The 22,035-nt window shown below is 66.5% G+C and carries 15 protein-coding genes; 2 read left to right on the top strand and 13 right to left on the bottom strand.

The genetic code is table 11. The features are described from left to right. Nucleotides 1–16: 16 nt before the first annotated feature. Nucleotides 17–322 (bottom strand): hypothetical protein, encoded by a 306-nt coding sequence (locus QM711_RS03925; protein WP_415096437.1) that lies wholly within the window; start codon nt 320–322, stop codon nt 17–19. Between QM711_RS03925 and mobF the strand changes: the two genes are divergently transcribed. After that, on the top strand, nt 315–6,167 hold the full coding sequence (gene mobF / locus QM711_RS03930) for a MobF family relaxase (RefSeq protein WP_415096439.1): 5,853 nt from the start codon (nt 315–317) through the stop codon (nt 6,165–6,167). The genes QM711_RS03925 and mobF overlap by 8 nt on opposite strands. Before the next feature lie 115 nt (nt 6,168–6,282). Here mobF and QM711_RS03935 read toward each other — a convergent pair whose 3' ends face one another. Further along, nucleotides 6,283–8,973 carry a hypothetical protein gene (locus QM711_RS03935; RefSeq protein ID WP_415096441.1) on the bottom strand — a complete coding sequence of 897 codons (2,691 nt, stop codon included), beginning with the start codon at nt 8,971–8,973 and terminating at the stop codon, nt 6,283–6,285. Beyond that, nucleotides 8,970–9,233 (bottom strand): hypothetical protein, encoded by a 264-nt coding sequence (locus QM711_RS03940; protein WP_415096443.1) that lies wholly within the window; start codon nt 9,231–9,233, stop codon nt 8,970–8,972. Before QM711_RS03940 ends, QM711_RS03935 begins: the two co-directional genes overlap by 4 nt. A 451-nt stretch (nt 9,234–9,684) precedes the next feature. Here QM711_RS03940 and QM711_RS03945 point away from each other — a divergent pair, with 451 nt between their 5' ends. Further along, nucleotides 9,685–10,122, top strand: coding sequence for a hypothetical protein (locus QM711_RS03945; RefSeq protein WP_415096445.1), 438 nt, complete (start codon nt 9,685–9,687; stop codon nt 10,120–10,122). Nucleotides 10,123–10,492: 370 nt separating this feature from the next. Here the strand turns inward: QM711_RS03945 and QM711_RS03950 are convergent, their stop codons facing one another. The 10 genes from QM711_RS03950 to QM711_RS03995 form a co-directional block, all read right to left on the bottom strand. After that, nucleotides 10,493–11,302: an NPCBM/NEW2 domain-containing protein gene (locus QM711_RS03950; RefSeq protein WP_415096447.1), complete on the bottom strand. Its 810-nt coding sequence runs from the start codon at nt 11,300–11,302 to the stop codon at nt 10,493–10,495. 213 nt (nt 11,303–11,515) lie between these two features. Further along, the gene (locus tag QM711_RS03955; RefSeq protein ID WP_415096449.1) at nt 11,516–12,283 is read right to left on the bottom strand and encodes a phosphoribosyltransferase; all 768 of its coding nucleotides are present in this window, start codon (nt 12,281–12,283) and stop codon (nt 11,516–11,518) included. Nucleotides 12,284–12,285: 2 nt separating this feature from the next. Further along, complete coding sequence (locus tag QM711_RS03960; RefSeq protein ID WP_415096451.1) at nt 12,286–13,212, bottom strand: DNA-processing protein DprA; 927 nt, start codon at nt 13,210–13,212, stop codon at nt 12,286–12,288. Nucleotides 13,213–13,350: 138 nt separating this feature from the next. Further along, nucleotides 13,351–13,998, bottom strand: a complete 648-nt coding sequence (locus QM711_RS03965) for a hypothetical protein (RefSeq protein ID WP_415096453.1) — start codon at nt 13,996–13,998, stop codon at nt 13,351–13,353. Further along, complete coding sequence (locus tag QM711_RS03970) at nt 13,995–15,416, bottom strand: type IV secretory system conjugative DNA transfer family protein (RefSeq protein WP_415096455.1); 1,422 nt, start codon at nt 15,414–15,416, stop codon at nt 13,995–13,997. The genes QM711_RS03965 and QM711_RS03970 overlap by 4 nt, the downstream gene beginning before the upstream one ends. Before the next feature lie 40 nt (nt 15,417–15,456). Further along, nucleotides 15,457–16,542 (bottom strand): DUF4192 domain-containing protein, encoded by a 1,086-nt coding sequence (locus QM711_RS03975; RefSeq protein WP_415096457.1) that lies wholly within the window; start codon nt 16,540–16,542, stop codon nt 15,457–15,459. A gap of 158 nt (nt 16,543–16,700) precedes the next feature. Beyond that, a complete protein-coding gene (locus QM711_RS03980) occupies nt 16,701–18,095 on the bottom strand; it encodes a hypothetical protein (protein ID WP_415096459.1) in 1,395 nt (464 codons plus the stop codon). 93 nt (nt 18,096–18,188) lie between these two features. Beyond that, complete coding sequence (locus QM711_RS03985; RefSeq protein ID WP_415096462.1) at nt 18,189–18,680, bottom strand: hypothetical protein; 492 nt, start codon at nt 18,678–18,680, stop codon at nt 18,189–18,191. 28 nt (nt 18,681–18,708) lie between these two features. After that, nucleotides 18,709–19,815 carry a lytic transglycosylase domain-containing protein gene (locus QM711_RS03990; protein WP_415096464.1) on the bottom strand — a complete coding sequence of 369 codons (1,107 nt, stop codon included), beginning with the start codon at nt 19,813–19,815 and terminating at the stop codon, nt 18,709–18,711. Nucleotides 19,816–20,666: 851 nt separating this feature from the next. After that, entirely contained in the window at nt 20,667–21,983 is a 1,317-nt protein-coding gene (locus tag QM711_RS03995; RefSeq protein WP_415096466.1) for an ATP-binding protein, read from the bottom strand. Nucleotides 21,984–22,035 lie beyond the last annotated feature (52 nt).

Here is a 22,035-nt window from a genome sequence, read left to right on the forward strand (position 1 = left end):
GCCATCCAGCCATCGCTCAGCCGTCCGCCGGCTCAGGAGGCATCAGCTTGGCTAGCCGTCGGAGTTCCTTCACAGCCAGGGATCCTCCGCACAATTCGCCGACCTCGGACAGCCTGAGTCCGTCATCGACGAGCGATCGGATCGCCTCGGCCGCTGCGGCCTCCGACCTGGCGATCGCCGCGTCCCGTTCGATGAGCGCCGCTATCAGCCTCACGGCGAGGACACCGTGACGCCGGTCCTGCGCGACCTGCTCCTTCTGTTTGATCGCCAATGCTTCCTGCACTTGGCGTCGTGCTGCTTGACGGACTCCCTGCTTGGCCATTGGTAGTCACCCTTCCTACGGACCCTTCACCTCCTTAATCCCAGCCCAAGCCAGAAGCCGGCCAGCACGTCCAGCCCAGCCTGCCGCCCCCCCAATGTCCGCTGGACTTCTCTCGCCCAGATTTCGCCATGTTCGAAGTCCCACACACCTCTTGCATCAAGCTCGCCTGCCCCGGCGCCGGGAGCTGATCGGCCGCGCCGTCGCTGACGTTCAAGCGCCACGAGTCTGCCGGCCTCATCGGCTGTTCGAACACCAGGGCGGAGTGGTCGCCTTGGTCCGGAAATCGGCCTGTGTCGCGGCATTTGTGGTTGTGACGATGAGCCTGCACCGGATCACCGCCGGCTCCGGCTACGACTATCTGACACGTCAGGTTGCGGTGCAGGATTCGACGGAGAAGGGTCACGCTGCCTTGGCCTCGTACTACAGCGAGAAGGGGGAGGCTCCTGGCCGCTGGCTGGGTTCTGGGATGGCTGGCATCGAAGGGCTGTCCGTGGGTGATGTGGTCACCGCGGAGCAGATGCAGGCGCTGTTTGGATCCGGTCATCACCCGTTGGCCAGGGAGCGGCAGGAGGCGCTTGCGGGTCCTGGGCTGAACGAGGTCGACTACCTGGCGGTGGCCAGATTGGGCAGGCCGTTCAAGGTCTTCAACGACGATGTGAGCCCGTTCAGGATCGAGGTCGCGCGCCGGGTCGAAGCGCTCAACAAGCAGCGGGGCCTGCCCCGGAGTGCCGCAGCGGCGACCGAGGACCGTGCCCGGATCCGCACCGAGGTCAGCCTGGAGATGTTCCGCAAAGAGCTTGGTCGCGCACCACTCGATCAGCGCGAGCTGTCGGGCTGGATCGCGAAGCTGTCGCGGCAGCAGACCACGGCAGTAGCGGGATGGGATCTCACATTCTCACCCGTGAAATCCGTTTCTGCCCTATGGGCGCTCGCGGAGCCACGGCTGGCGGCGCAGATCGAGAAGGCCCACCACGCCGCGGTCGATGATGCCCTGGCTTTCATCGAGCAGCATGCCTTGTTCACTCGCACTGGGCGCGACGGTGTACGACAGGTCGAGGTCAGAGGTCTTGTGGCGGCGGCGTTCGTCCACCGCGATAGCCGTGCCGGCGATCCGGATCTGCACTCACACATCGCCGCAGCGAACAAGGTCCAAACGGTGGAGGACGGACGGTGGTTGTCCATCGACGGCCGTGTTCTGCACAAGGCTGCCGTCACCGCGTCCGAGGTGTACAACACCGCGCTGGAACGACACCTGGCCGCGTCCCTCGGGCTGCGCTTCGCAGCGCGGGCCGGGCAAGATCCAGGCAAGAATCCGGTACGAGAAGTGGTCGGAGTCAATCCGGAACTCACGGATCGGTGGTCGAGCAGACGGCGCAGTATCGAGGCACGGCAACAGGAGTTGGCAACCCAGTTCCAACAGCATCATGGCCGTCCACCGACGCCGGCGGAGGCCATCGCACTCGCACAAGAGGCAACCCTCGAAACACGTCAGGGCAAACATCCACCTCGAAGCCTGGCCGAGCAGCGGGCCACCTGGCGCACCCAAGCTGTGCACGTACTGGGCAGCAACGAAGCGATCACCGCGATGGTGAACGCGACCCTCCATCGGGCGAACGCCTGTACACGCATGCCGGATCCGGAGTGGATGGAACGGGCCGCCCGCATCGTCGTCGACCAGGTGCAACAACGACGATCCACCTGGCAGACATGGCACCTTCGCGCGGAAGCGTTGCGAGCAGCGCGAGCGGTCGAGATCCCCGTGCAGAACGTCGATCGGTTCGTTTCGGACCTCGTTGGTCGTGCTGTGGAACTGTGCAAGCCGCTGACGAGGTGCGCTGATCCTGCCGAGCCCTCCGAGCCGAAACCCCTGCGTCGTTCCGACGGAGCGAGCGTCTATACCGTCGCCGGGGCGCAGTTGTTCACCTCCCCCACCGTGCTGAACGCCGAAGCTCGCCTGCTGGCCGCCGCGGGGCGCTCGGACGGCAGGAAAGCACCCGCAACGGCAGTGGATCTGGCTCTCCTGGAGGCTGAGGCAAACGGGCGTCCACTCAACGCGGGACAGGTGTTGCTGGTGCGGGAAATGGCCGGCAGTGGCGCACGACTGCAGCTCGCCATTGCGCCAGCCGGCGCGGGGAAGACCACCGCCATGTCGGCGCTTTCCCGCGCATGGATCGCCGACGGTGGCACCGTGCTGGGTCTGGCGCCATCAGCAGCCAGCGCTGCAGAACTGGGCGAGCAGCTGGCCGTTGGAGGCACCGAGACGTTGGCCAAGCTTGTATGGGCTCTCGCCAAAGGCGAGGAGCATGACTGGGTAGCCTCGATCGGGCCCGACACTCTGGTGATCGTCGACGAAGCCGGAATGGCCGACACCCTTGCTCTCGAGGCCGTTGTCGATCACGTCGTGCGGCGGGGCGGCAGCGTCCGACTCATCGGCGATGATCAACAGCTCGCCGCGATCGGGGCCGGCGGAATCCTCCGCGACATCCAGGCAACCCACGGGGCGCTCCGGCTCAGCGAGTTGGTCCGCTTCTCGGACTGGGTCGAAGGATCAGCATCTCTGGCGCTGCGGCAGGGTCAGACTTCCGCGCTGGGCTTCTACCTCGACCAGGGACGCGTACACGTAGGCAACGAAAGCACCATGGTCGACGATCTGTTCACCGCCTGGTCGGCCGACATCGCCAGCGGAATCGACTCCATCATGCTCGCCCCGACCCGAGAACTGTCCGGCGAACTCAACCAGCGCGCCCGCGACGCACGTCTCAACCATGCCGCGCCGCCCGACCGGTCGGTGCTGCTGTCCGACGGCAACCACGCCTCCGCCGGAGACACGATCATCACCCGCCGCAACAACCGGGCGCTACGGACATCAGCAACCGACTGGGTCAAGAACGGCGACCGATGGAACGTCACCACCGCGGGCGCTGACGGCTCGATCCACGCCCGCCACAACCGCACCGGCCGACACGTGATCCTCCCGTCCACCTACGTGAGCGACTCGGTGGAACTCGGCTACGCGACCACGACCCACACCGCCCAAGGAGTCACAGCCGACACCATGCACGGTCTGTTGTCCGGGAAAGAGTCCCGCCAGCAGGCCTACACCATGCTCACCCGCGGTCGCGAGGCGAACCACGCCTACCTCGTCGCAGTCGGCGACGGCGATCCCCACAGCCTGATCCACCCGGACACGATCAACCCGCCCTCCCCCACCGACCTGCTCGAACGCATCCTCGCCCGCGACGACTCACCCGTCTCCGCGACCACCGCGCTACGCGAAGCCAACACCCCCAGGGTCCTGCTCGGTAACGCGGCCGCCCGCTACAGCGACGCGATCGGATTCGCCGCCGGCCACCTGATCGGCCCCGCCGGCATCGAGCGACTCGAACACGACATCGACAAGGTGCTGCCACGAGTCAGCCAGGCCGGCACCTGGCCGGCGCTGCGGGCGCAACTCCTCGCGGTCGCCGCCGACGGCCGCGATCCGTTCGATGCGCTCGCCGCCGCATCGAACGAACCCCTTCAGGACACCCGCGATCCCTGCTCCGTCTTGGCCTCGCGCGTCGCCGAGACCGAATGGGGCAAGCGACGCGGACCGCTACCCTGGCTGCCCGGAATCCCGCGCCACTTGGCCGGCCACGAGATGTGGGGTAAGTACCTCACCGCACGCTTCGCCCTGGTGGACGAACTCGCCGACCAGGTACGCGACGCAGCCAACGGAGCAGCCTCAATGCCGGCCTGGGCTGGTGGCCTCGCCGGCCGTCCGTCGGCCGAGTTGATCGAAGACGTGGAGGTCTGGCGGGCCGCCAACCAGGTCGACCCCGCCGACCTTCGACCCACGGGAGAACCCCAGCACGGCATGGCCGAACTGCGCTGGCAGCGACAACTCCTCGCCCGCCTGGCGACCTGCCAATCCGCTGCACTCACCGAGTGGGGCGGCACCCTGAAGGCCATCTCCCCCACCCTTCCCAGTGACGACTTCGCACCGATTCTGGCTGCTCGGCTCTCCCGACTCGCATCCGGCGGCAACGACGCCCGGGCCCTCCTGACCACGGCCGTCGCGGCAGGTCCGCTACCCGATGACCACGCGGCCGCGGCCCTGTGGTGGCGCATCGCGAGAAACCTGAGCACCACGCTCGCCGGCACCGTCGACAACCGAGAGACGAACGCGTGGCTAGAAGTCGTCACCGCCCAGGTCGGGGAAGCCACCGCCCGCGAACTGCAGATCAGCCCCTGGTGGCCTTCCCTTGCCACCACGATCGAACGGGGTCTACATCGAGGCTGGACGTTGAGCTACCTCGTCGACGAAGCGAGCCCCGCGACCGCGGACGGCCACACCGACCTGTGCCAAGCCTGGCTCTGGCGACTGAGTACGTTCACCGACAGCTACGACACCGAGGATGAACCACCCGACCCCACTCGCGAGCCGCCAACCGACATGCACGAGGGATGGGAACCACCTCAGCCCGACACTGCCCAAGAGCGTCCCGCTCGAACAAGCGACATCGATGGGCCGGTGCCCAGCCCGTCCGACAATGGACCCGATTGGGACGGACCAACCGACGACGCCGTGCTGGCCCTGGAAGTGATGGTGCGAGCCACCCTGGGTCCGCCCGAGCCCACCGACGCTGATGTCGCCCGCATGATGGCGCGCACCGATGCCATCGCGGCCAGCCCTGTGCCACCGCCGCGGATCGCCGAAGTCAATACCCTCACCGCCGCCTACTTCGAACAGCAGCTGACCAGCAGCTGGGCGCTCCCCTACCTCGCCGAGCGATTCCCCGGCCACCGCGGCGCACTCTCCGACATGGGCGCCGGCTACGCGCCCGACTCGTGGACAGGCTTGGTCAGCCACCTTCGTCGCCTTGGCGTCACCGACACCGAGATGGTGACCGCCGGGGTTGCCCTCGTTGCCTCCACCGGACGCCTGATTGACCGGTTCCGCGACCGCCTCACACTCCCCATCCTGCACGACGGCCGAGTGCTCGGTTTCGTTGCACGACGCAACCCCCGTCACGCCGACAACGACCGGCGCGGGCCCAAGTACCTCAACACTCCGACCACGCCGCTGTACAGCAAGAGCGAGCAACTCTTCATCGCCGGCCCGCTCAACAGCGATGCCACTCCTGTCATCGTCGAAGGACCGATGGACGCATGGGCCGTCACCCTCACCGGCGCCGGAGCATTCGTCGGCACGGCCGCGCTCGGGACTAGCCTCACCGAAGCACAGGTCGCCCAGTTGTATCGCCACGGCCAAGCGCCGATCGTCGCCACCGACGCCGATGTCGCCGGCCAGATCGCCGCCGAAAAGGAATACTGGCTGCTCGCCCTATACGGGTTCGACCCGCTCCACGCCCAACTGCCTGACGGTTCCGACCCGGCCGACCTGGTCGCCACCAACCATGTGCAGAAGCTCAGGGACGCACTCTCCCGTGCGCGTCCGCTTGCCGAGACCCTTATCGATGAACGGCTTGACCACCTCGACGGCAGCGAGGCGATCATCGACGCGGTGCGGGTGCTCGCCGCGCAGCCCGGCGGGCGCTGGACCAGCGGCACCGAACACATTGGCGATCGAGCGGATGTCCCCGCGGTGATCGTGCGTGCCGCCCTCGCCCCAATGGTGCGAGCTTGGAACCGTGATCCGCGCCAAGCCGTGAACCGGGCGCACCCCAGCAGCCAAGCTGCACGGGGCCGTCTCCTGAGTGTCGGATCAGCGACGACCTGGCGCGACGCGACGAACATGCGACCCGGCACCAGAGCGACCACTGCTCAGGCACCAGGACCTGACGCTGCCCAACCTCACCAGCTGGCTGATCCTGGCCGTCGCACCACTCCGCGTAACCCGTAAGACAGTTCCTCGCGACAGCCAAGCCCACACCCAAGGAGAGCCGCGGGTCCACCCGAATCTTCCCATGGGCGGGCCAAGACGTCGCTCACCTAGCACGATTGAACAGGGCCGCCCCTCAAGGCACGATCGTGCGCGGTCCGGTGAGCCCGGAGCGCGCCGGCACGTCGAAACGCCGATTCGGTGGCTGAACAACTTCCCATCGCGATGTCGCGAACCGCAGCATGTCTTCGGGCCGATCGGTCGAGTGACTCGGTCTCGCAGCTGGTCGTCGAGCACCGGGATCGGGCGAGGAGAGCTGTGGGGTGCGAGCGAGCAGTCCGTGTACAAGGACCAGACTGGCTGCCAAGTCGCGGGTGGCGCTGACCAGCCGGTCGTACTCGGCCCGGCCCGCTCCGATGACGGTGTACTTGGCGCGAGCGCTACGGGGTAGAAGCCCCTCCGCTCGCGCTTCATTGAGTCGGAAACTCACCTGGCCGGGCGAGCTGTAGCCGAGCAGCCGCGCGAGTTCACGGTTGGTGTATTCGGGGTGCAGGCGGGCTGTCTCGATCAGTTGAGCGTCCATCTCGAGCGCGGTCCTCCGCGACCGGCTCGCCACACCGGGCTGTTCACGCCCCGGCTGCCGACGTGAATGTTCTCCGCTTGCTCTGATGGGCTGGGTTGCGACAACCTGCGCGAGTCGAACGGCGAGATCGCTGCTGGCTACCACGAGCAGCCAGCTTTCGCCGAGGAGGCCGCTGCGGGCTGTTGCCCATCGACTGGTCGGCTGTAGTCCGCTCCGCAGCTTGTCAGGGAGTGCCAGCAATTCGGGGTCCTCCTGCTTGTCACCCGTTCGGAGGTGGGCCGGCCATTCTGCGGCGACATGGCTGGCGCGGCGGGCGGTAGTCAGGTGGCCCAGCATTGCCTCGACGGCATCGGCTGGGACTGTGCCTGCTTCTCCGAGGGCGATGGTGGCGTCGGACAAAGCGGTGATTGCCTGGGTCAGGTCGGCGGAGAGGTGACTCATCGTCGAGGCTGAAGGACTGCTCTCGAGCGCCGCTCGCCCGGCGCTCTGCCAGGCTTGAATGGCGGCGGCGATCGGGTCGGCCGAACTGCTGAGCGGAGGACCGTGCACCGCCACCTCCGCCAAGAGCCGCTGTAGGGAGCTGGCCACCACACCGGGATCTGAGCCGAAGCGCCGATACGGGGTGAGTGTCCATTCGGCTACGCGCTTGAGGATCTCCGTGGCCTCGGCGTGGAGCACTGGATCGGGTTCACGGGTGTGGTCGGCCGCCGCTGTGATGGCTGCCGTGATCTGTCGGATGGAGGGGTCGACCGGCAGCGGTAGCGGTGTCGAGTCGCTGATGCTGGCGAGCGCGGGGCTCGGGCGGCCTAGGGCGGCCAGCAGGCGATTCCCCACCTGCGCGAGTTGATGCCAGCCCGCGGCGCGCTGAGCGGATTGGCGCACGGCCTGGCCCGCTCCGGTCGGCGGGCTGAAGTCGAGCGCGGAGCAAAGCTGCCGTGCGGACGCCAATGGCTGGCCAGGGCCGTGCTGCCCGCTTCTGGCTGCCGCTGGGGGGCGGCGGGCGGCGTCCGGCGTTCTGGTGGGCGGGGTGTGGCGCGCGCTGTCGATGAGTTCGGCGACCCGCTTGCTGTCGGCGCGGAGCTTCTCCAGTTCAGGGTGAGGGATAGTCGGTGTCAACTGAATCCAGCGGCCCTGCCGCCGATCCTCCAGCGTGACCCTCACGGCCTGGTCAGGATCACCGCGTTGTTTTCGACGGGTAGACGCCGGCGTGTGGTTGCCTACGGTCAAGTGTCGGCTGTTGATCCAGACCGGAATGGTGTGCATGACGTCGTGGTGGTGGTGCGCGACTCTTGCTGCGGCATTGAGTAGAAGCTGAATCGCCGCACCGCTGTTGTCCCCAGGTGGTGGCCAGCCGGCAGGCGACCGAAGTGATACGAGCTGGTTGCGCAGGTCGTGACTGGCCAGAGCGAGGCTTCGGTCAACCTGGCCTTCTAGGCGCACATGGTCAGGCCAGCGGCTGGCCCGCAAGCTGGTGGTTGCGGCCGCACGAAGTCGATCCGCAGCGCCCCGGGACGTGCCGTCGGTCTGGCTGTCAATGCCGTGAGCGGCGGCCGCACTGAGCGCTGCCAGTGTGTAGGAGATCAGGCGCAGGGTATGTCGGTGCGGCTCGTGCCTGAGAGCCTCGTGGGCGGCGCGCTCCCATGCGCTGAGGTGGTGCTGCAACGGGTCACCGGGCGCCGTGAGGTTACCCATTCTGGTCAATCCACGATGGGTTGAGAACGCGACATCGGCAACCTCGCTGAGCAGCTCATCGAGGCTCATCGGGATCGGTCCAAACTGGAGCACATCGCTGCTCCACAGAGCATCGACAGCCACCACATGAAGCGGTTCAAGAGTCCAGGCCGCGGCCCGCGCCAGTGGCGCGTACACCGCGGCGGAAATCGCTTCGACCTCGGGATGCCCGTCGAGGAGGTGTTGGCGGCTCCACTCAATCGGTGCGGCGCTACTGACCACCTCCGGCGAGCTGTGAAGGAGGTCGGCGGCGGCGCCAAACAGGTCGGCAAGACGCAGCAGCTGCGGGCTGGCCGGCACAGGTACCGGCGTAGCCAGGGTAAGTCGACTCAGCGTGGGACTATGCCGGCCGATCGCTTCGAGTAGTCGGTTGCCATGGGCGGCCAGGCGTGGCCAGGCAGCAGAGCGCTCGGCGCCGCGAGTCATGGCAGCGTCAAGGTTGCGGCTGGCGCCACTCGACAACTGGCCGGCGGCAACCTCCGCCTGCCGCAGGAGCCGATCCAGCGTGGTCACCGCCTCGACGCCAACCGATCCACGAGAGCGGCGATCGCGAGACGCCCGATGCCGAGGGTTTCGTCGGCCACGATCAGCGTTGCTGCTTCCCGCAGGGTGCCCGGTGCAGCGCGGTGCGGATCGGCAACCCCTGCCAGCAGCAGGAGGCTGTGGATCTCCAAAAGGTCCCCAACGACATCCACTTCTGGGTTGTGCTGCGTCAGCAGATCCTGGAGGTGGTGCTCAATGATGGCGTAGGCGCGTTCGGCGGCGATGGGCATGGCCCTCACCGTAGGAGGTGAGCTTGGCATCGGGTCCCTCTCAGTCGCCGCTGTGGAAAGCGTGGGTCTCCGGATGTCCACCTCGCTTCTAACCACAAATGCCGATGCACCTACACGATTCGGACAGATCCGACGGGCACCCCCGCGGGCCTCGTCGATTGGAACTGACCCCCGGATCTAGCATCCGGCGAAGCACCTGAGCACACCCGACTCAGACGCCGTCGTCGCCGAGAGTAGGTAACGCGGCCGCTGGCAGATGCCTGCCACCACCACGATCAGCTGGTCACTCCACGGCCGAACAACGTTCAGGTCGTACCACGGCACACCGGCTCAATCCGGGCCCGCCTCTCATCCCGGCACTGAGCGGTCCGACGCCAGCACAAGCTGCCTGAGTTGGGATGCATCCTGAGGTTGCGCGACACAAGCTAGCTAGCCGCCCCATACTGAGTCCGTGGATCCAGCGACAGTCACCCTGCTGTACGCAGCTGCACTCGTCGCCTTCACAGGTGTTCTGGGCGTGGGCGGACTCGTGGGAGCCTGGTTCGATCGCCGCGGCCGAGCTGCTGAGAATCGTAGACACGAGAAGTGGGCAACCGATGAGGCACGACGGCAAGAGCACTGGGCTGCGGCAAGAGACGCTCTGAACCTTCTGATTGATCCATCGCCAGATCGCCAACGCCTCGGCATCGCACAGCTGAACGCGCTCTGTTCCGCCGTAAAGGGCGATGAAGCACTGACCGAGTTCGTGGCCGCCTCACTCGCGGTCCATCTCGAGCCAGCACGGCTGCAAGTTGAACTGCACTCAGGTCATGAACCCTCGGCCATTCAGGTTGCCGGTACCCGGCTACCCATCGTCACCCTGCAGCTACACAGTGAGGAGACGGCATGACCGAGGACGAATCATCTCTCCAACTTGACCCTCCCGTGATCGTTAGCGACGTTGAGGTGGATATGGCACGTCTGCTGCTCAAGTTGCGCCCGCAAGTCGCTGCTGACCCCGCCGTAGTGTCAATCGCAAATGCGGAACCTCCTAGGGTCGATGACGATGACAACAGCAAGCGCGTTCGAAAGACGATGCTGAAATCTGGGCTGCTCCCCAAGTCCAGCAACAAGGAATCGTTACGCAGTCTCGGCCTAAAGAGGAGGCCGCATCAGGAAGAGCTGCCACGGGAGGCCCCGCCTCATGAAGCTGCGCATGGACCGCGCACAGCGATCGACCCTCCGGTGTCTTGAGACCGGCAGGAATTAGGATACCGGGCCTATCGGTCCAGGCTACCGGGAAAGCACGTTAACACAGCGTCTCCGAGAACCATCTTGACGCCCTCCGCCTCAGCCCCAGAGACGTATGCGGCGATCTGGATCTGTGTAACACCGTCGAGTTCTGCACTGACCTTGTAGGGATCCGCGAGTCCGGTCGTGGCCAGCTCCTTCGGCGGCTCTCCATCCCTACTTATGGTGAAGGTGAACCGGCTTCGTGTGACGGTGGAGTTGTCCACGCCGACGGTCATCTCCAGTCGACTGCAGTTGCGCGCTGTATTCCACGTGGCAACGCTCCGGCGTCCATCGCCATCGTTGCCCATCACATAGCTCTTGGGATAGACGTTCGTCCCTATCCGCGCGGATCTCGGCCCGAACCCTGTGCAGCCCCCCGTGCAGCGACCAGGTCTGTTCTCCTTCTCAGTTGCCACTGGATAGATGTCAGCCAGGTAGTAGATCGTGGCCGCAGGCGCGGATTCAGATTCTTCTCGAGGAGTGGATGGCGCGGGACTGGCACTGGGGATAGGAGGCTCGCTGGTGGAAGCTTCGGGACTCGGCGATTCCTCCCCTTCGGAGGGCTCCGCCGACGCGCTAACAGGAGCGGTTGCTGAGGGGCCGACGCTCGGGGAAGCCGAGATGTCGTCCATCCAGACCTGGACAACCGCGTACCCGAAGACGAGGGCCACGATGGTCCCGCCCACGCCTAGGGAGATTCGCCCGGACACCTTCAGCCGGTCGTGTAGTACCGCACCCAGGATCGCCAGGACGACACCCAGCAGGGCTAGGACGATGTAGCCCAGCAACTTTCCCACGTGGTGATTCAAGCAGACCTTGCTCCAACACGTTGCCTGCCGCAGTAGGTTCCCAGGGCGTGTCGACCTAGACTCCAGCTGGGCCGGTCATCCGAGGTCAGCTGTTGCTCGGGCCGCATACTGGTCCGAAGAGCAGCCGTCCACGTCCTCAGCCCGGGGATCTGGACACGCCATGCTGGACCGATCCTGGCGGTTAAGGCGATACCCTCCTTCTCAAGGGCAAACGCTCCCTGTGAATGGACAGGCACTGAGGTCGTAGACGACCTGTGAGAGCAGACTCCGGTGGAGGTCGAGAGTTGGCCCGGACGTCGGTGCACGCATGAAGTCGAAACTGAGCCAGCGTGCGACGGCGATGATGGAGACCCATGAGGCGCCAGCTTCTCGCAGTGCGTGAACAGCACTGAGGGGTGTACCGCCTGATGCCCAGGTGTCGTCGACGAGCAAGACATGGCTGCCGTCCGCCAGAGAAGCCCCCGATCGGAAGAGACCGGGCACGACCCGCTGCCGAACGGGCTGAACACCCTCAACGTGAGTCAAGACCACCTCGGGTTCGGGGCGGATCGCAGCCACCATGCCTCGAAGCGGGTGGGGGGCGATTCGGCCTCTGGTTGAGGGAACGGCCGCCCAGTGGGTGACGCGCTGACCGACGAGCCGGCTCGGACACTGGGCGTGGTTGTTCAGAGCCAGTTGGAGGAGCAGCGACATCACAACGACGTGCTCACGTGCGGGATAGGGCGCCTTGTATCCGTACATCAGCTGGCCAGCCTGAGTGCCCTGTGCAGCGTAGATACAGAACCCTGCCGCGTTCGACAGGCGTCCTTGTTGGCGGAAGGCTTCGCATGGGTAACACAGCATGTATTCCGGGTTGACCCCCCCGCAGCAGGCGGCGCAGGCGCCCGTGGTACGTCGCGGGTTCCGCAGGTAGGTCCCCGCGAGCCCTTGGAGCAGAGCCGTCGGATCGATCGGGGTGGGGTCGTTCATGTTCAGCCGGCTGGGATGACCTGGGCGAGCACGTCGTCGCTGGTCATCCAGACAATGCGGTCAAGCGCGTTCGACACGTCTTGCAGGCCGGCTACCGGGTACACGTTGGAGCGGCGTCCGTCGGCCAGTTCGCGTCCCCATTGCGTGTTCGCGATCACTGAGTCCGTGAGAAGAACGGGGCGCCCATGTTCCATGGCCATTCTCGCTTGCGCCCGGGCACCGCTGTGTTCACCGGCTTCTACGACGATGGTGGCCAGCCCGAGTCCGCTCATCGTTGCGTTGCGCATGAGGAAGGTGTGTTTCTGCGCGGGGGCGGTCGGCATGAACTGCGATACCAGGACGCCGGTCTTGGCGACCCTCTCGTGGAGTGGTCGGCTGGCGGCAGGCGTGTAGGGCGCGGCGATACCGGTGGCGATCACGCCCACTGGGACGCCGCGGGCGTCGATGGTGGCTTCGTGGGCGGCGGAGTCGATGCCGCGTGCGAGTCCGGAGATGACGGGCAGTCCGCGTTGCGCGAGCAGTTCGGCGATGCGTGCGGCGCGTTGGCATGCCTGCGGTGAGGCGTCGCGTGAGCCGACGATCGAGACACCGTCGGTCGCTCGCGACAGGTCGCCTCGGTAGAACAGGAATGGTGGTGCGTCGTAGACGCCTCGCAAGTGACCCGGGTAGCCGGCGTCCAGGATCGAGACGAACTGGTAGCCAGCTGAGATCCAGCCGTCTACTTCCTGACGGGCCGCACGCAGTTCATCGCTGACGCCGAACAGGTCTACGCCTCGAAGTTCATTCCACAGGCCGATGGCGTCGCCTGACCAGACCACCTCGTTGACCAGTTCCCGCGCACTGCGTCCCCTGGGTTTGTGGATGGTGAGGGCGAGAAGGGCCGCCTGCTGGTCCCGTGCGCTGTTCATTGGTTGCCCTCCCTCCGCCATAATTCGATCATATGTTCGAGTGATGCTGTTCGTGGGGATTGTGGCCATGCTAGGCGAGCGTGTCGATCTGGGCCAGATCATTGCTGCTCCGTGGATGCCAGCGGGGGAACCGGTGGGGCCGGGCCCCGGTGGTGCATGTCAGAGGATCTCTCCGGTGTAGGGGTCGATTGGGACGCCGTCGTCGTCCACGAGTTGCAGTCTCGGTCGGGACGGCGAAGGTTCGGGTCGGTGGTTGCTGGGCAGGTTGTTGACGTCGTCGGTGTAGAGGCGTGTCCGGTCGTCGCTGGCTGTCCGGCTGGTGTGACGTCGGTAGCGGCCGGCGGCGGGCCATTCCGCGTGGTGTTCGTCGCACAGGCTTCCGGTGCGGGCTTTGAGTCGGTCGATGAAGTTGGGGACGCTGTAGCGGTGCCATTCTTCGAGGCTGCCGCTGGTGAGGTCGAGGCCGGCCCGTCGGCGTTGGTCGGCGAGGACGGCGATCTCGTGGACGAGGTGGGGATGGCGGGGCCAGCAGGCGGGGATGAGTCCAGCGCCGGTGTGGTCCCAGACGTACTCGTGGTTGAACCATGTGACGACTTTGTCGAGCCAGGTCCATAGTTCCGCGCGGAGTCTGCGGTCGGTGCAGGTCGGTGGATCCCATGGTCGCGGCAGTGTGGCGGGGCTGCCGATGGCCTGTTTGGTGGCGTCGTCGGCGTGGGCAGCGGCTACCAGGGTGTTGTAGGCGGTGATCAGGGCCGGCGTGTCTGGCCACGGGAACGGCAGAGCGAGGTTGTCCTGGTCGTCGGTCATGGGGTGTCGCTGCCTGCTTGGGCGGCGATTGCGCGGGCTTCGGGGTCCACGACGGCGGTGCGATGCCGTTGGAGATTGTGGCGGGCCCGTCGCTGCTGTTGGAGAAGCACCTGGCCGGTTTTGCCGTCGATGCAGCGGCTCAGTTTGGCCAGGATCGGCTTGCCGTTCTCCGCCAGCACCAGGGCGTGGCCTTCCGGTAGTCGGCGGATCTCTTCGGGTCGCATGATCACCATGTCTTCGCCATGGCTGGATCGGCCGCCACTTCCGCCCTGTTGCCAGGTGGTGCGGTTGATTCGGGTGGTGCCGACGAGGTCGGAGAGTTCCCTGTTGAACTCGATGTCCTTTGATCCCCCGAGGACGACCAGGACGTTGGTCAAGCCGAGCAAGCTGCGAGCTTCGGCGAGTCCGAAGGTCGACGTCAGTTGTGCCCAGGTCTGCGCCGCATAGATGAATGAGATACCGAGAGCGCGCTCATTGGCCATGCGGGTTCGCAGGCTCGGCAGGGGTGCCGTGGAGGGGAGCTCGTCCAGGCAGGCCAGCATCGGAGGACAGAGCTTTCCGTACGAACTGTCGTTGGCGATCGTGAGCGCAGTGTCGAGGATGTGTTCCGTCAGGGCGGTCATCAGCGGTGACGCGGAGGCATAGGGGTCTTCTCGGCCGAGCAGGTAGAAGGTGCCTCGGTCGCGGATGACTTGGGCGATGTCGGTGGCGGGACGGCCGGGTCCAGGCACACAGCGGCGCAGGATCTGGGGTTGGAAGAAGAGGCTGAGTGCCTGCTGCACGGTGGTGATGGTGTTGCTGGCGGTGCGATGATCGCCGGTCAGTGCTCCTTGGAGCAGGCCGTGCCAGGCGGGTGCCGCGGCGGGATGATTGAGCAGGATTTCGGCAGGTTCGTGAGTGGCCAACGGCGCCTTCGCCCAGCCGATCAGCCGGTCCAGCCGGTAGCCGGCAAGTGCGGCGGCGTGGAAGTAGCACTGCAAGACCTTGGCCGCCTCCGCAGCATAGAACCGTGCCGCCCCGTCGTCCTGACCTGAGGTCTTGATCGTGCCGGCGGTGAAGGCTCGGCCACGCCGTTCCGCGACCATCGGATCAGCGCCGCCTTGGACCGGATCCCACAGCAACTCCGGAACGCCATCGGCTTGGCTGAACGGATCCAGGACCGGTGTCGCACGACCACCCCTGCCGCGGGCCGTGATCGAGAGCAGCAGGTCTTCGGTCTTGGTCAGGGTAGTTAGCGCCGCGCCGGGGGCAGCAAGCAGTGCCGGGGTCAACAGATCGAGGGTCTTGCCACTGCCCTGTGGTCCGATCACCCCGGTCGTGCGGTCCCACCGGCACCACAGCTGACCGGCGCGTGGCTCGGCTGCGCGTCCGATCGGCCAGCCGATCGCGGTCGGGTCAATCTTGGTGCGCCGGTACATCTCATCTCTCCTTCGCCGCACGGGCAGTCGTTGTCAGTGTCTAGATGGATGGCCCGAGTCGCCGCGGAGCCTGGCTGTGGCGACGTGGGTCGGGCCTGTCGGTGGGCTGCGGTGGGGTGACGGTCTCCCAGCTCCCTGCGGTGCGGATGGCGGCTGCACGCGCGGCAGGGTGGGCGCCGAGGAGTCCTCGGTGTCGCGCGATGTCCCACACCTGGGGTGGGATGACGTTGTCGATGATCTCGGCGAGCCTGCGTTGAGAGCCGATCAGTAGCGGTCGTGGTTCGGCTTCGAGACGTTGCAGGGCGACGGCGGCGCGGGCTCCGTCGCCGTTGATCCATGACGCCATGCCTGCGAGGAACAACGGGGCCTCGGCGGTGACGGCTGGTGTGCGCTGCACGACTGTGGTCCACAGCTTGCTGTGCTGTTCGGCGTTGGTGGTGGTGATCGACAGTAGCGCGGCGTCGCGGACGTCGTTGTGGAGGGTCAGGATCGCCATCTCGATGGCGTCAGGGGTGGTCAGTCGTTCGGGGTGGCTGAGGTGGCTGTTCACCAGGGCTTGCGATCGGTCGATCAGGGTGGCGATGTCCGCGGTTTGCGGCAGGTCGGCCAGGGCGTCGGTAGCGGCCTCCAGCTGGGCGAGCATTGCTGGGGTGTCTGGTGGGCTGGCAAGGTCGGCGGCAACCGCCCTGCGGCTGTCGCGTCGCTGTAGGCCGTGGAAGGTCGCCTCTGCGGCGAGCGGACCGCTGCGGTTCACTGCGCCGGTGGCGCCGCCTGGTGCGTACCAGGTGTCCCCGTTGATCAGCATCGAGTTCGCCCACTTCATTCCCAGGTGCTGTTGTCCCCGTTGTAGGAGGTCCCAGCCGGACTGAGCGTTGTCGGTGTAGGCCATCAGGTAGATACCGGGTGTTTGGGGATAGCGCGCGAGTAGGCGTCCCAAGATGGTCTCGATACCTCCGGGCTGGCCGGCGTCGGCGAGATCGGCCCTGGCCGTGACCGCAACGTGGCCGCGGTCGATGACCAGCGCGACGAGGGAGTCCCGAGGTTCGAAGCCGACCAGATACGGCACGAGTTCGGCCAGATCGCCCAGGGTCCGGGCGTGTAGCTGCGGCGGTGTCTGTTCACTCATGGTGTCCTCCTTGCGACGAAGGTCGGCGCGGATGGCGAAGTCGTGCGGCGATGGCCGTCGTCCACCAGGTAGTTCCTCGTGGCGGGAGGTGACCGGTGACCGGCTCGGCTGATTGTTGATGGGGGTTGCCATAGCGGTTGGTCCTCTCGGGTGGGTGGCTAGACGGCTAGGTCCGGCGTTGGCGGCGGGCCAGACGCCAATGGAGCCGTTTGAAACCGGGCTTGAGGCGGCACTTGCCGCACCTGCTCCCAGACGGGGCCGGCCGGAGCTGGGCGCGGGTCGGCAACCTGTGGATGGTCCAGGCGTTTGGGGCGGACGAGCACGGTCTGGGGAACGCCGTCGTAGTCGGTGTGGGCCTTGACCGTGGCGGTGACGGTGAGGGGCTCGCCGCGGTCGATGTCGTCTGCCCATCCGGCTGCGGTGATCATCTTGGCCACGGCGTCGCCGCAGTCGAGGATGATGAGCCGTTGCGGTGGGGAGTTGCGGTGGTAGCCGTCGATCCACATCGCGGTGGTGATCGTGCCCGACAGGGTGATCGCGGCTCCGATCTCGCCGGCGTAGCCGATGGTGCGGGAGGGTTCTGGCTTGGCCGAACGTGCGTTGGCTTGCGATATCCGGTGCCAGGCCGTGATGGTGCTGACGGCCAGTCCGAGGTGTTTGCGTCGGTCCACGACGCCGGCGTTGAGGATGCTGAGCAGGTTGGCTTCGTAGCCGCCGCGCCCCTCCAGCCCGTTGACCAAATCGGTCACGATTCGGGGCGCCATCTGCTCCCCCTCGGGCAGCTTTGCCCTGATACTGGCCAACACCTCCGTACTGCGTGGTCCGCCAGCAAGGGCCTCTGCTACAAGATCGCGCGTTGAGTGTGGACTGGAGGCGGGTGCCCAGCCGTAGGTTTCAACGGTGGCCCAGGCGTAGGTGAGCACGGAGTGCAGATCCCAGGCTGCGGCCTGCTGCGCTCCGCGCATGCTGCGCTCAACCTGATCGGCGATCTGGTCCGCGTCGATGAACACAGGCAACGCGGTGTGCCCGAGGAAGTCCTTCAAGCAGGACCGGCCGACCTGTCGGAGTTCACCGCTCCGCTCGTGCTGCACCAGGATAGTGGTTCCGCGCGCCCGCACGGTGTGGCAGTGGTCGCACTCCCCCGGCCGGACCGTCGCGTTGTCTATCGGGTCCGCACCGGGTGCGTAGCGCAGCACGACCCGCGCCGCGCCGGCCGCGATGCCGGGGCTGTCGGCTGCCGCACCGGCTGGTTGGTCCGCTGCGGTGGCGGGTCGTTGCGGAATGACGTCGGCGGCCGCGATGAAGCGCCATCCGCTGTAGCAGGGTGGTTCACCGCTGATCGTGACCGCGAACCCATGCTCGGTGACCGTGGGGGCACCCTGAGCAGGCACGTGGGAGCGGGTGGCGGGCCGCGCCTCCACCTTGATCCGGCCGGTGAAGCCGCGCCCTACGGCGCGCCGGTTCAGCGCGGCGATCTTGGTCCTCGTCGCGTCCAACTCCTCGCCGGACAGGAACCACTCCCGGTAGCCGTCGATGTGGTCGTGTTCGGTCACGACCGGCCTGACGTCGCCGTTGGGACAGCTCGATGGCCGCGCCCAGCATTGGTCGTGGCAGCTGCTCGTCGCCGTTGAGTTCGCGGGCGGACGTCAGGGTGCCGGGTGGTAGCCGTCATGGCCGCGGCCTTTCCGAGTTGGTGTGTAGAGGTCGGGCCGGATGACTGCAGCGGCTTTGCGGAGCTGGCTGATTCCGAGCAGTTGTTCTGCCTCGGCTGGGCTTGCCATTCCCTTCATCCGGTGTGGCCCCCAACGGCGCAGGATCCAGCCGGTTGCGGCGATCCCGACGGCGAAGGTGACGATCTGAACGGTGAGGATCCAGCCCATCAGGACGGTCGACGACACCAGCGATGCGTGCGTCGGGTCGGCCAGGCCAGCGCCGGCATTGCCCGTGAGCAGATCGGGCAGGCTGGTGAACAGGGTTCTGCTCGAGGGCCATGCCCAGCCAGCGCCGGCGAACCAGCAGGCCAGTCCTCTACCGGTGTGCACGGCCAGGATGAGCAGCAGCAAAACAGCGGTGGCTATGCCTACGGGGATCTCCCAGGTGTATGGGTAGGGGTCCCGGCGGCGGTTCGTCTGCAGCATGATGATCCTCCTTCTGATCGCTACCCCGTCAGCGGTGGAAGCTGACGTGGACGTGGTCGCGATGGCTCAGCGTCGGGTTGGTGTTGCCCAGGGGGTGGCGGTAGGGCCGCCAGGTCGTGTTCACGGCCGGGTTCCACTTGCGCCGATCCCAGATGACGTACTTCACGCGCAGTTGCTTGGCGTGAGCGGTAACCCAGCGGGCCACTTTCCAGCCGAACGCACGCCCGCTGCTGGTGCTCCATCGCGGGATCATGAAGTCCACGGCGAGACCTTTGGGATGGTCGGAGGTTCCGATCGGGCGTCCGCCCTTGCCACCCATCGACACGATGGCCGGGAAGGCTGCCTTCACGCACCGCAGGCCGTGCAGCGCGCTCGGCAGTAGACCGCGCTCGGCCGGCGAGCCAGATCGAGGGCAGTCGCCGCCGCTGAACCCCGGAACACCGTCACCGGAAGGTAGACAGGTCTCGCTGTCATCGCTGAGGCTCACCACGCCGCCACCGGTGCCGGTGTAGCTGTGGGCGTAGTACAAGACGTCGTTGCGATAGGTGGTGGACCTGTTGTAGGCCCATAGCGCCCGGATGACGCCGGCCTGACCGTTCCGTACGCCGGAGGCGACCAGATATCGTGCAGCTGAGAAGACGCTGTCGGCATCGTTGTTGATCTGGATGCGGCCGTCGTGATTGCCGTCGACGCCGTACTGGGCGAAGGTTGCCGCCATGAACTGCATCAGCCCCCTCGCGCCGGCCGAGCTGACGGCCTTGGCACGGCCGTGGCGGGTCTCGGCCATGCCGATCGCAGCCAGCAGTTGCCAGGGGATTCGATAGCGGGTGGCGGCGGCAAGGTACAGCTTCTTGACTGGTCCAGGGATCGCCCGGGCCGGGCTTCGGAGTGATTGGTGCCGGGGTGTCCCCCACGGCGGCAGTTCGAACGTGGCGATGGTCCGGCTTCGGCCGGTCGCGAGGTGTGTTGTGGTGGCCGACTGGAGTGTGGTGGTGTCGTAGGCGGAGCAGGGGTCGAGCCGGATCTGCTCGGTGATCGCCGGAGCTAGCAGGACGGCGGTGAACATGACCAGCCCGACCGGGACAGCCACGATCGTGATCAGCACCAGCCCCAGCAGTACGCACAGTCCCTTCACGGCCGCTCACCGCCATTCCCGTGCGCTCGAAATCCGCCGGGCCACCGGCCGCGTGCCAGGCTGATCGACCCGGCCAACCGCATTGGGTGCAGCTCCGTAGTACGGGTAGGCATCGCGCCGCTCGGTGTCTGGACCGAGGCTCTCCTCAGCCGGCGCGGGTTCCTCTGAATCGTCATCTCGATCAGCACGACCAGGTCTAGAGGGAAGGGCCGAGCGGCCAGCCGCGCGGTGCGGCGAGTGAGGGGGACCTGGGTCGACTGTCGGTTTGACTGCTCACGACTTCCCAATGCGGGGCGGCTCGGTCCGTCAGTTCGGCGAACCTGCGTGCAACGTCCTGGGGATTGACCCGAGGGGGATAGTCCACTGCGCGCTCGGCTGCCCGATATGTCATCGCCGCAGCAGCGCTCAGTCCGGTCTCGACAATTGCACGTACCGACAACCAGGTGCGCAGATCCAACCCCAGCGCGTCCGCAGCCCCAGCGTCACCCACCGGCTGACGGACATCATCTCGGCCTGTCGGAAGCAGATCGCATCGCACCTCGCCGGAGGGCTGCCTGATCAACTCAACCTCCGCTCTGTCAACGCCGGTCCACTGCCACTCCCCCGGCGGCTTGGGCATCAGCGACAGCCCTAACGAACCCTGAGTCGGTGCGACAACCGCTCCGCAGATTCGGTCGTCGCTGCGAACGGCGGCGGCATGCAGGGTGGGGCTGAGGACCACCTCCCGCATCGTTTCCCCGGCCCCCGGGTAGGCCTCGCCTTTCCAGAACTGTTCGCTTAACACGCTTGCTCCATCCGCTAGATCTGGCTGGCGACCGACGCCGGGTCTCGACTCGGCGAGCCGTGTCATGTCAGGCCCTTTCCAGGGCTGTGTTGGTCCACGCGAGCTGCTTCTCGATCGGATGCAGGATGGTTCGGACCCGGAACACCAGATCGCCGACCAGCCAGACGGCCCGGCCGGGCGACTGTCGGCACCAGCCCGTGACCCAGTCGACGACGATGTCGTTCAGGCCGAGCAGGTCACCGAGTTGGTGGCCGATCTCCCGGTCCTGGCCGTGCAGGACTTTGGTGTCGGCGAGATGGACGAGATCTTTCGCGATCTGCGCTGCTTGCGATCCGACATCGCCCACACTGCTGGTGTCATCGGGCTTGTGCGCAACTGCCACCTGCACGTCCCCGTCACGGCGCGAGAGCCGGAAGTCTGCGTCCAGGCTCTTCACTGCGTCCACGCCCAGCCGCATCACTTTCCACGCCTCATCGCGGATCACTATCCGCATGTCCCCGGCGGGGGCGAGTTCGCGCATGGCGCGCCCCCAACTGTTGAGTACGAGCAGTGCCATTCCGGTCGCTTCGTCGCCCAGTCCTTCCAGGCGGGACAGCGACAGAGATTGGATGGGTGCGGTCCAATCCAAGTTGATGGTCGTGTAATCGTCGAAAAGGCCTTTGAGGGTGCCGCCGACGAGTTTGCCGAGGGCGTCACGAAGCAGCCGGGTCTGGTCGAGGAACTGGCGCTCCGAGCCGTAGCGGCATTCTTCGACGAGTTCCCGGGATGGGTTGGCGAGCAGGTGCCACAGCAGCGGGATGGTGGTCTCAGTGAGAGTGGTTCTACCGTCGCTGTAGCCCGTGAGGCGACGCAGGGCCGCCTCCACCACAGCCTCTTCGCTCGGCCCGAACGGGACCGGAGTCTGGCCGATCCTTTGTGAGCCGACCAAGCCGCGGATCAGTGTCAGCCAGCGGCTGAACACGATCGCTGCACGTTTGCGGGCCTCCTCAGCCGCCAGACCCTCCCAGCCGTGCTTCAATGGGCCAAACTCCAGCGGATTGACCCGTGCAGTCAGGCCCTGGCCGATCGCGATCGGCTCCACGTCGAAGGCCCGGCACAGCGCCTCGTACTCATCTTTGGCGTCACCAAGCACCAGGATCCGATAGCCGAAGGAGATCATTCTCGATGCGAATCCTTTGACAGTTCCTGACTTGCCCATGCCGGGAGCGCCGTAGAAGAACATGTTCGGGTTGCTGACCGGGATGGCCTCGTCCAGCACCCAGCCGTTGGGATCGGCGAAGAAGCTGGTCCCCGACAGCATGTCGATACCCATCTGCGCGCCCGAGGCCGGCAGCGCCCTGCCCGTGATGAAGGGCCACAGCACGGGAGCCTGATCGCTGGTCATTCGCCACACCGAAACTGGGGCCGAGGCCGGGCTCCAGCCCTGCTCGCGGGCA

Origin of the sequence: Micropruina sp., assembly GCF_047602385.1 — a bacterium.
Lineage (GTDB): Bacteria > Actinomycetota > Actinomycetes > Propionibacteriales > Propionibacteriaceae > Micropruina.

Coding starts and splice junctions, on each gene's coding strand:
- QM711_RS03925 (WP_415096437.1), bottom strand. CDS start 322: ATGGCCAAGCAGGGAGTCCGTCAAGCAGCACGACGCCAAGTGCAGGAA.
- QM711_RS03940 (WP_415096443.1), bottom strand. CDS start 9,233: ATGCCCATCGCCGCCGAACGCGCCTACGCCATCATTGAGCACCACCTC.
- QM711_RS03955 (WP_415096449.1), bottom strand. CDS start 12,283: ATGAACGACCCCACCCCGATCGATCCGACGGCTCTGCTCCAAGGGCTC.
- QM711_RS03960 (WP_415096451.1), bottom strand. CDS start 13,212: ATGGCGGAGGGAGGGCAACCAATGAACAGCGCACGGGACCAGCAGGCG.
- QM711_RS03965 (WP_415096453.1), bottom strand. CDS start 13,998: ATGACCGACGACCAGGACAACCTCGCTCTGCCGTTCCCGTGGCCAGAC.
- QM711_RS03970 (WP_415096455.1), bottom strand. CDS start 15,416: ATGTACCGGCGCACCAAGATTGACCCGACCGCGATCGGCTGGCCGATC.
- QM711_RS03975 (WP_415096457.1), bottom strand. CDS start 16,542: ATGAGTGAACAGACACCGCCGCAGCTACACGCCCGGACCCTGGGCGAT.
- QM711_RS03985 (WP_415096462.1), bottom strand. CDS start 18,680: ATGCTGCAGACGAACCGCCGCCGGGACCCCTACCCATACACCTGGGAG.
- QM711_RS03995 (WP_415096466.1), bottom strand. CDS start 21,983: ATGACCAGCGATCAGGCTCCCGTGCTGTGGCCCTTCATCACGGGCAGG.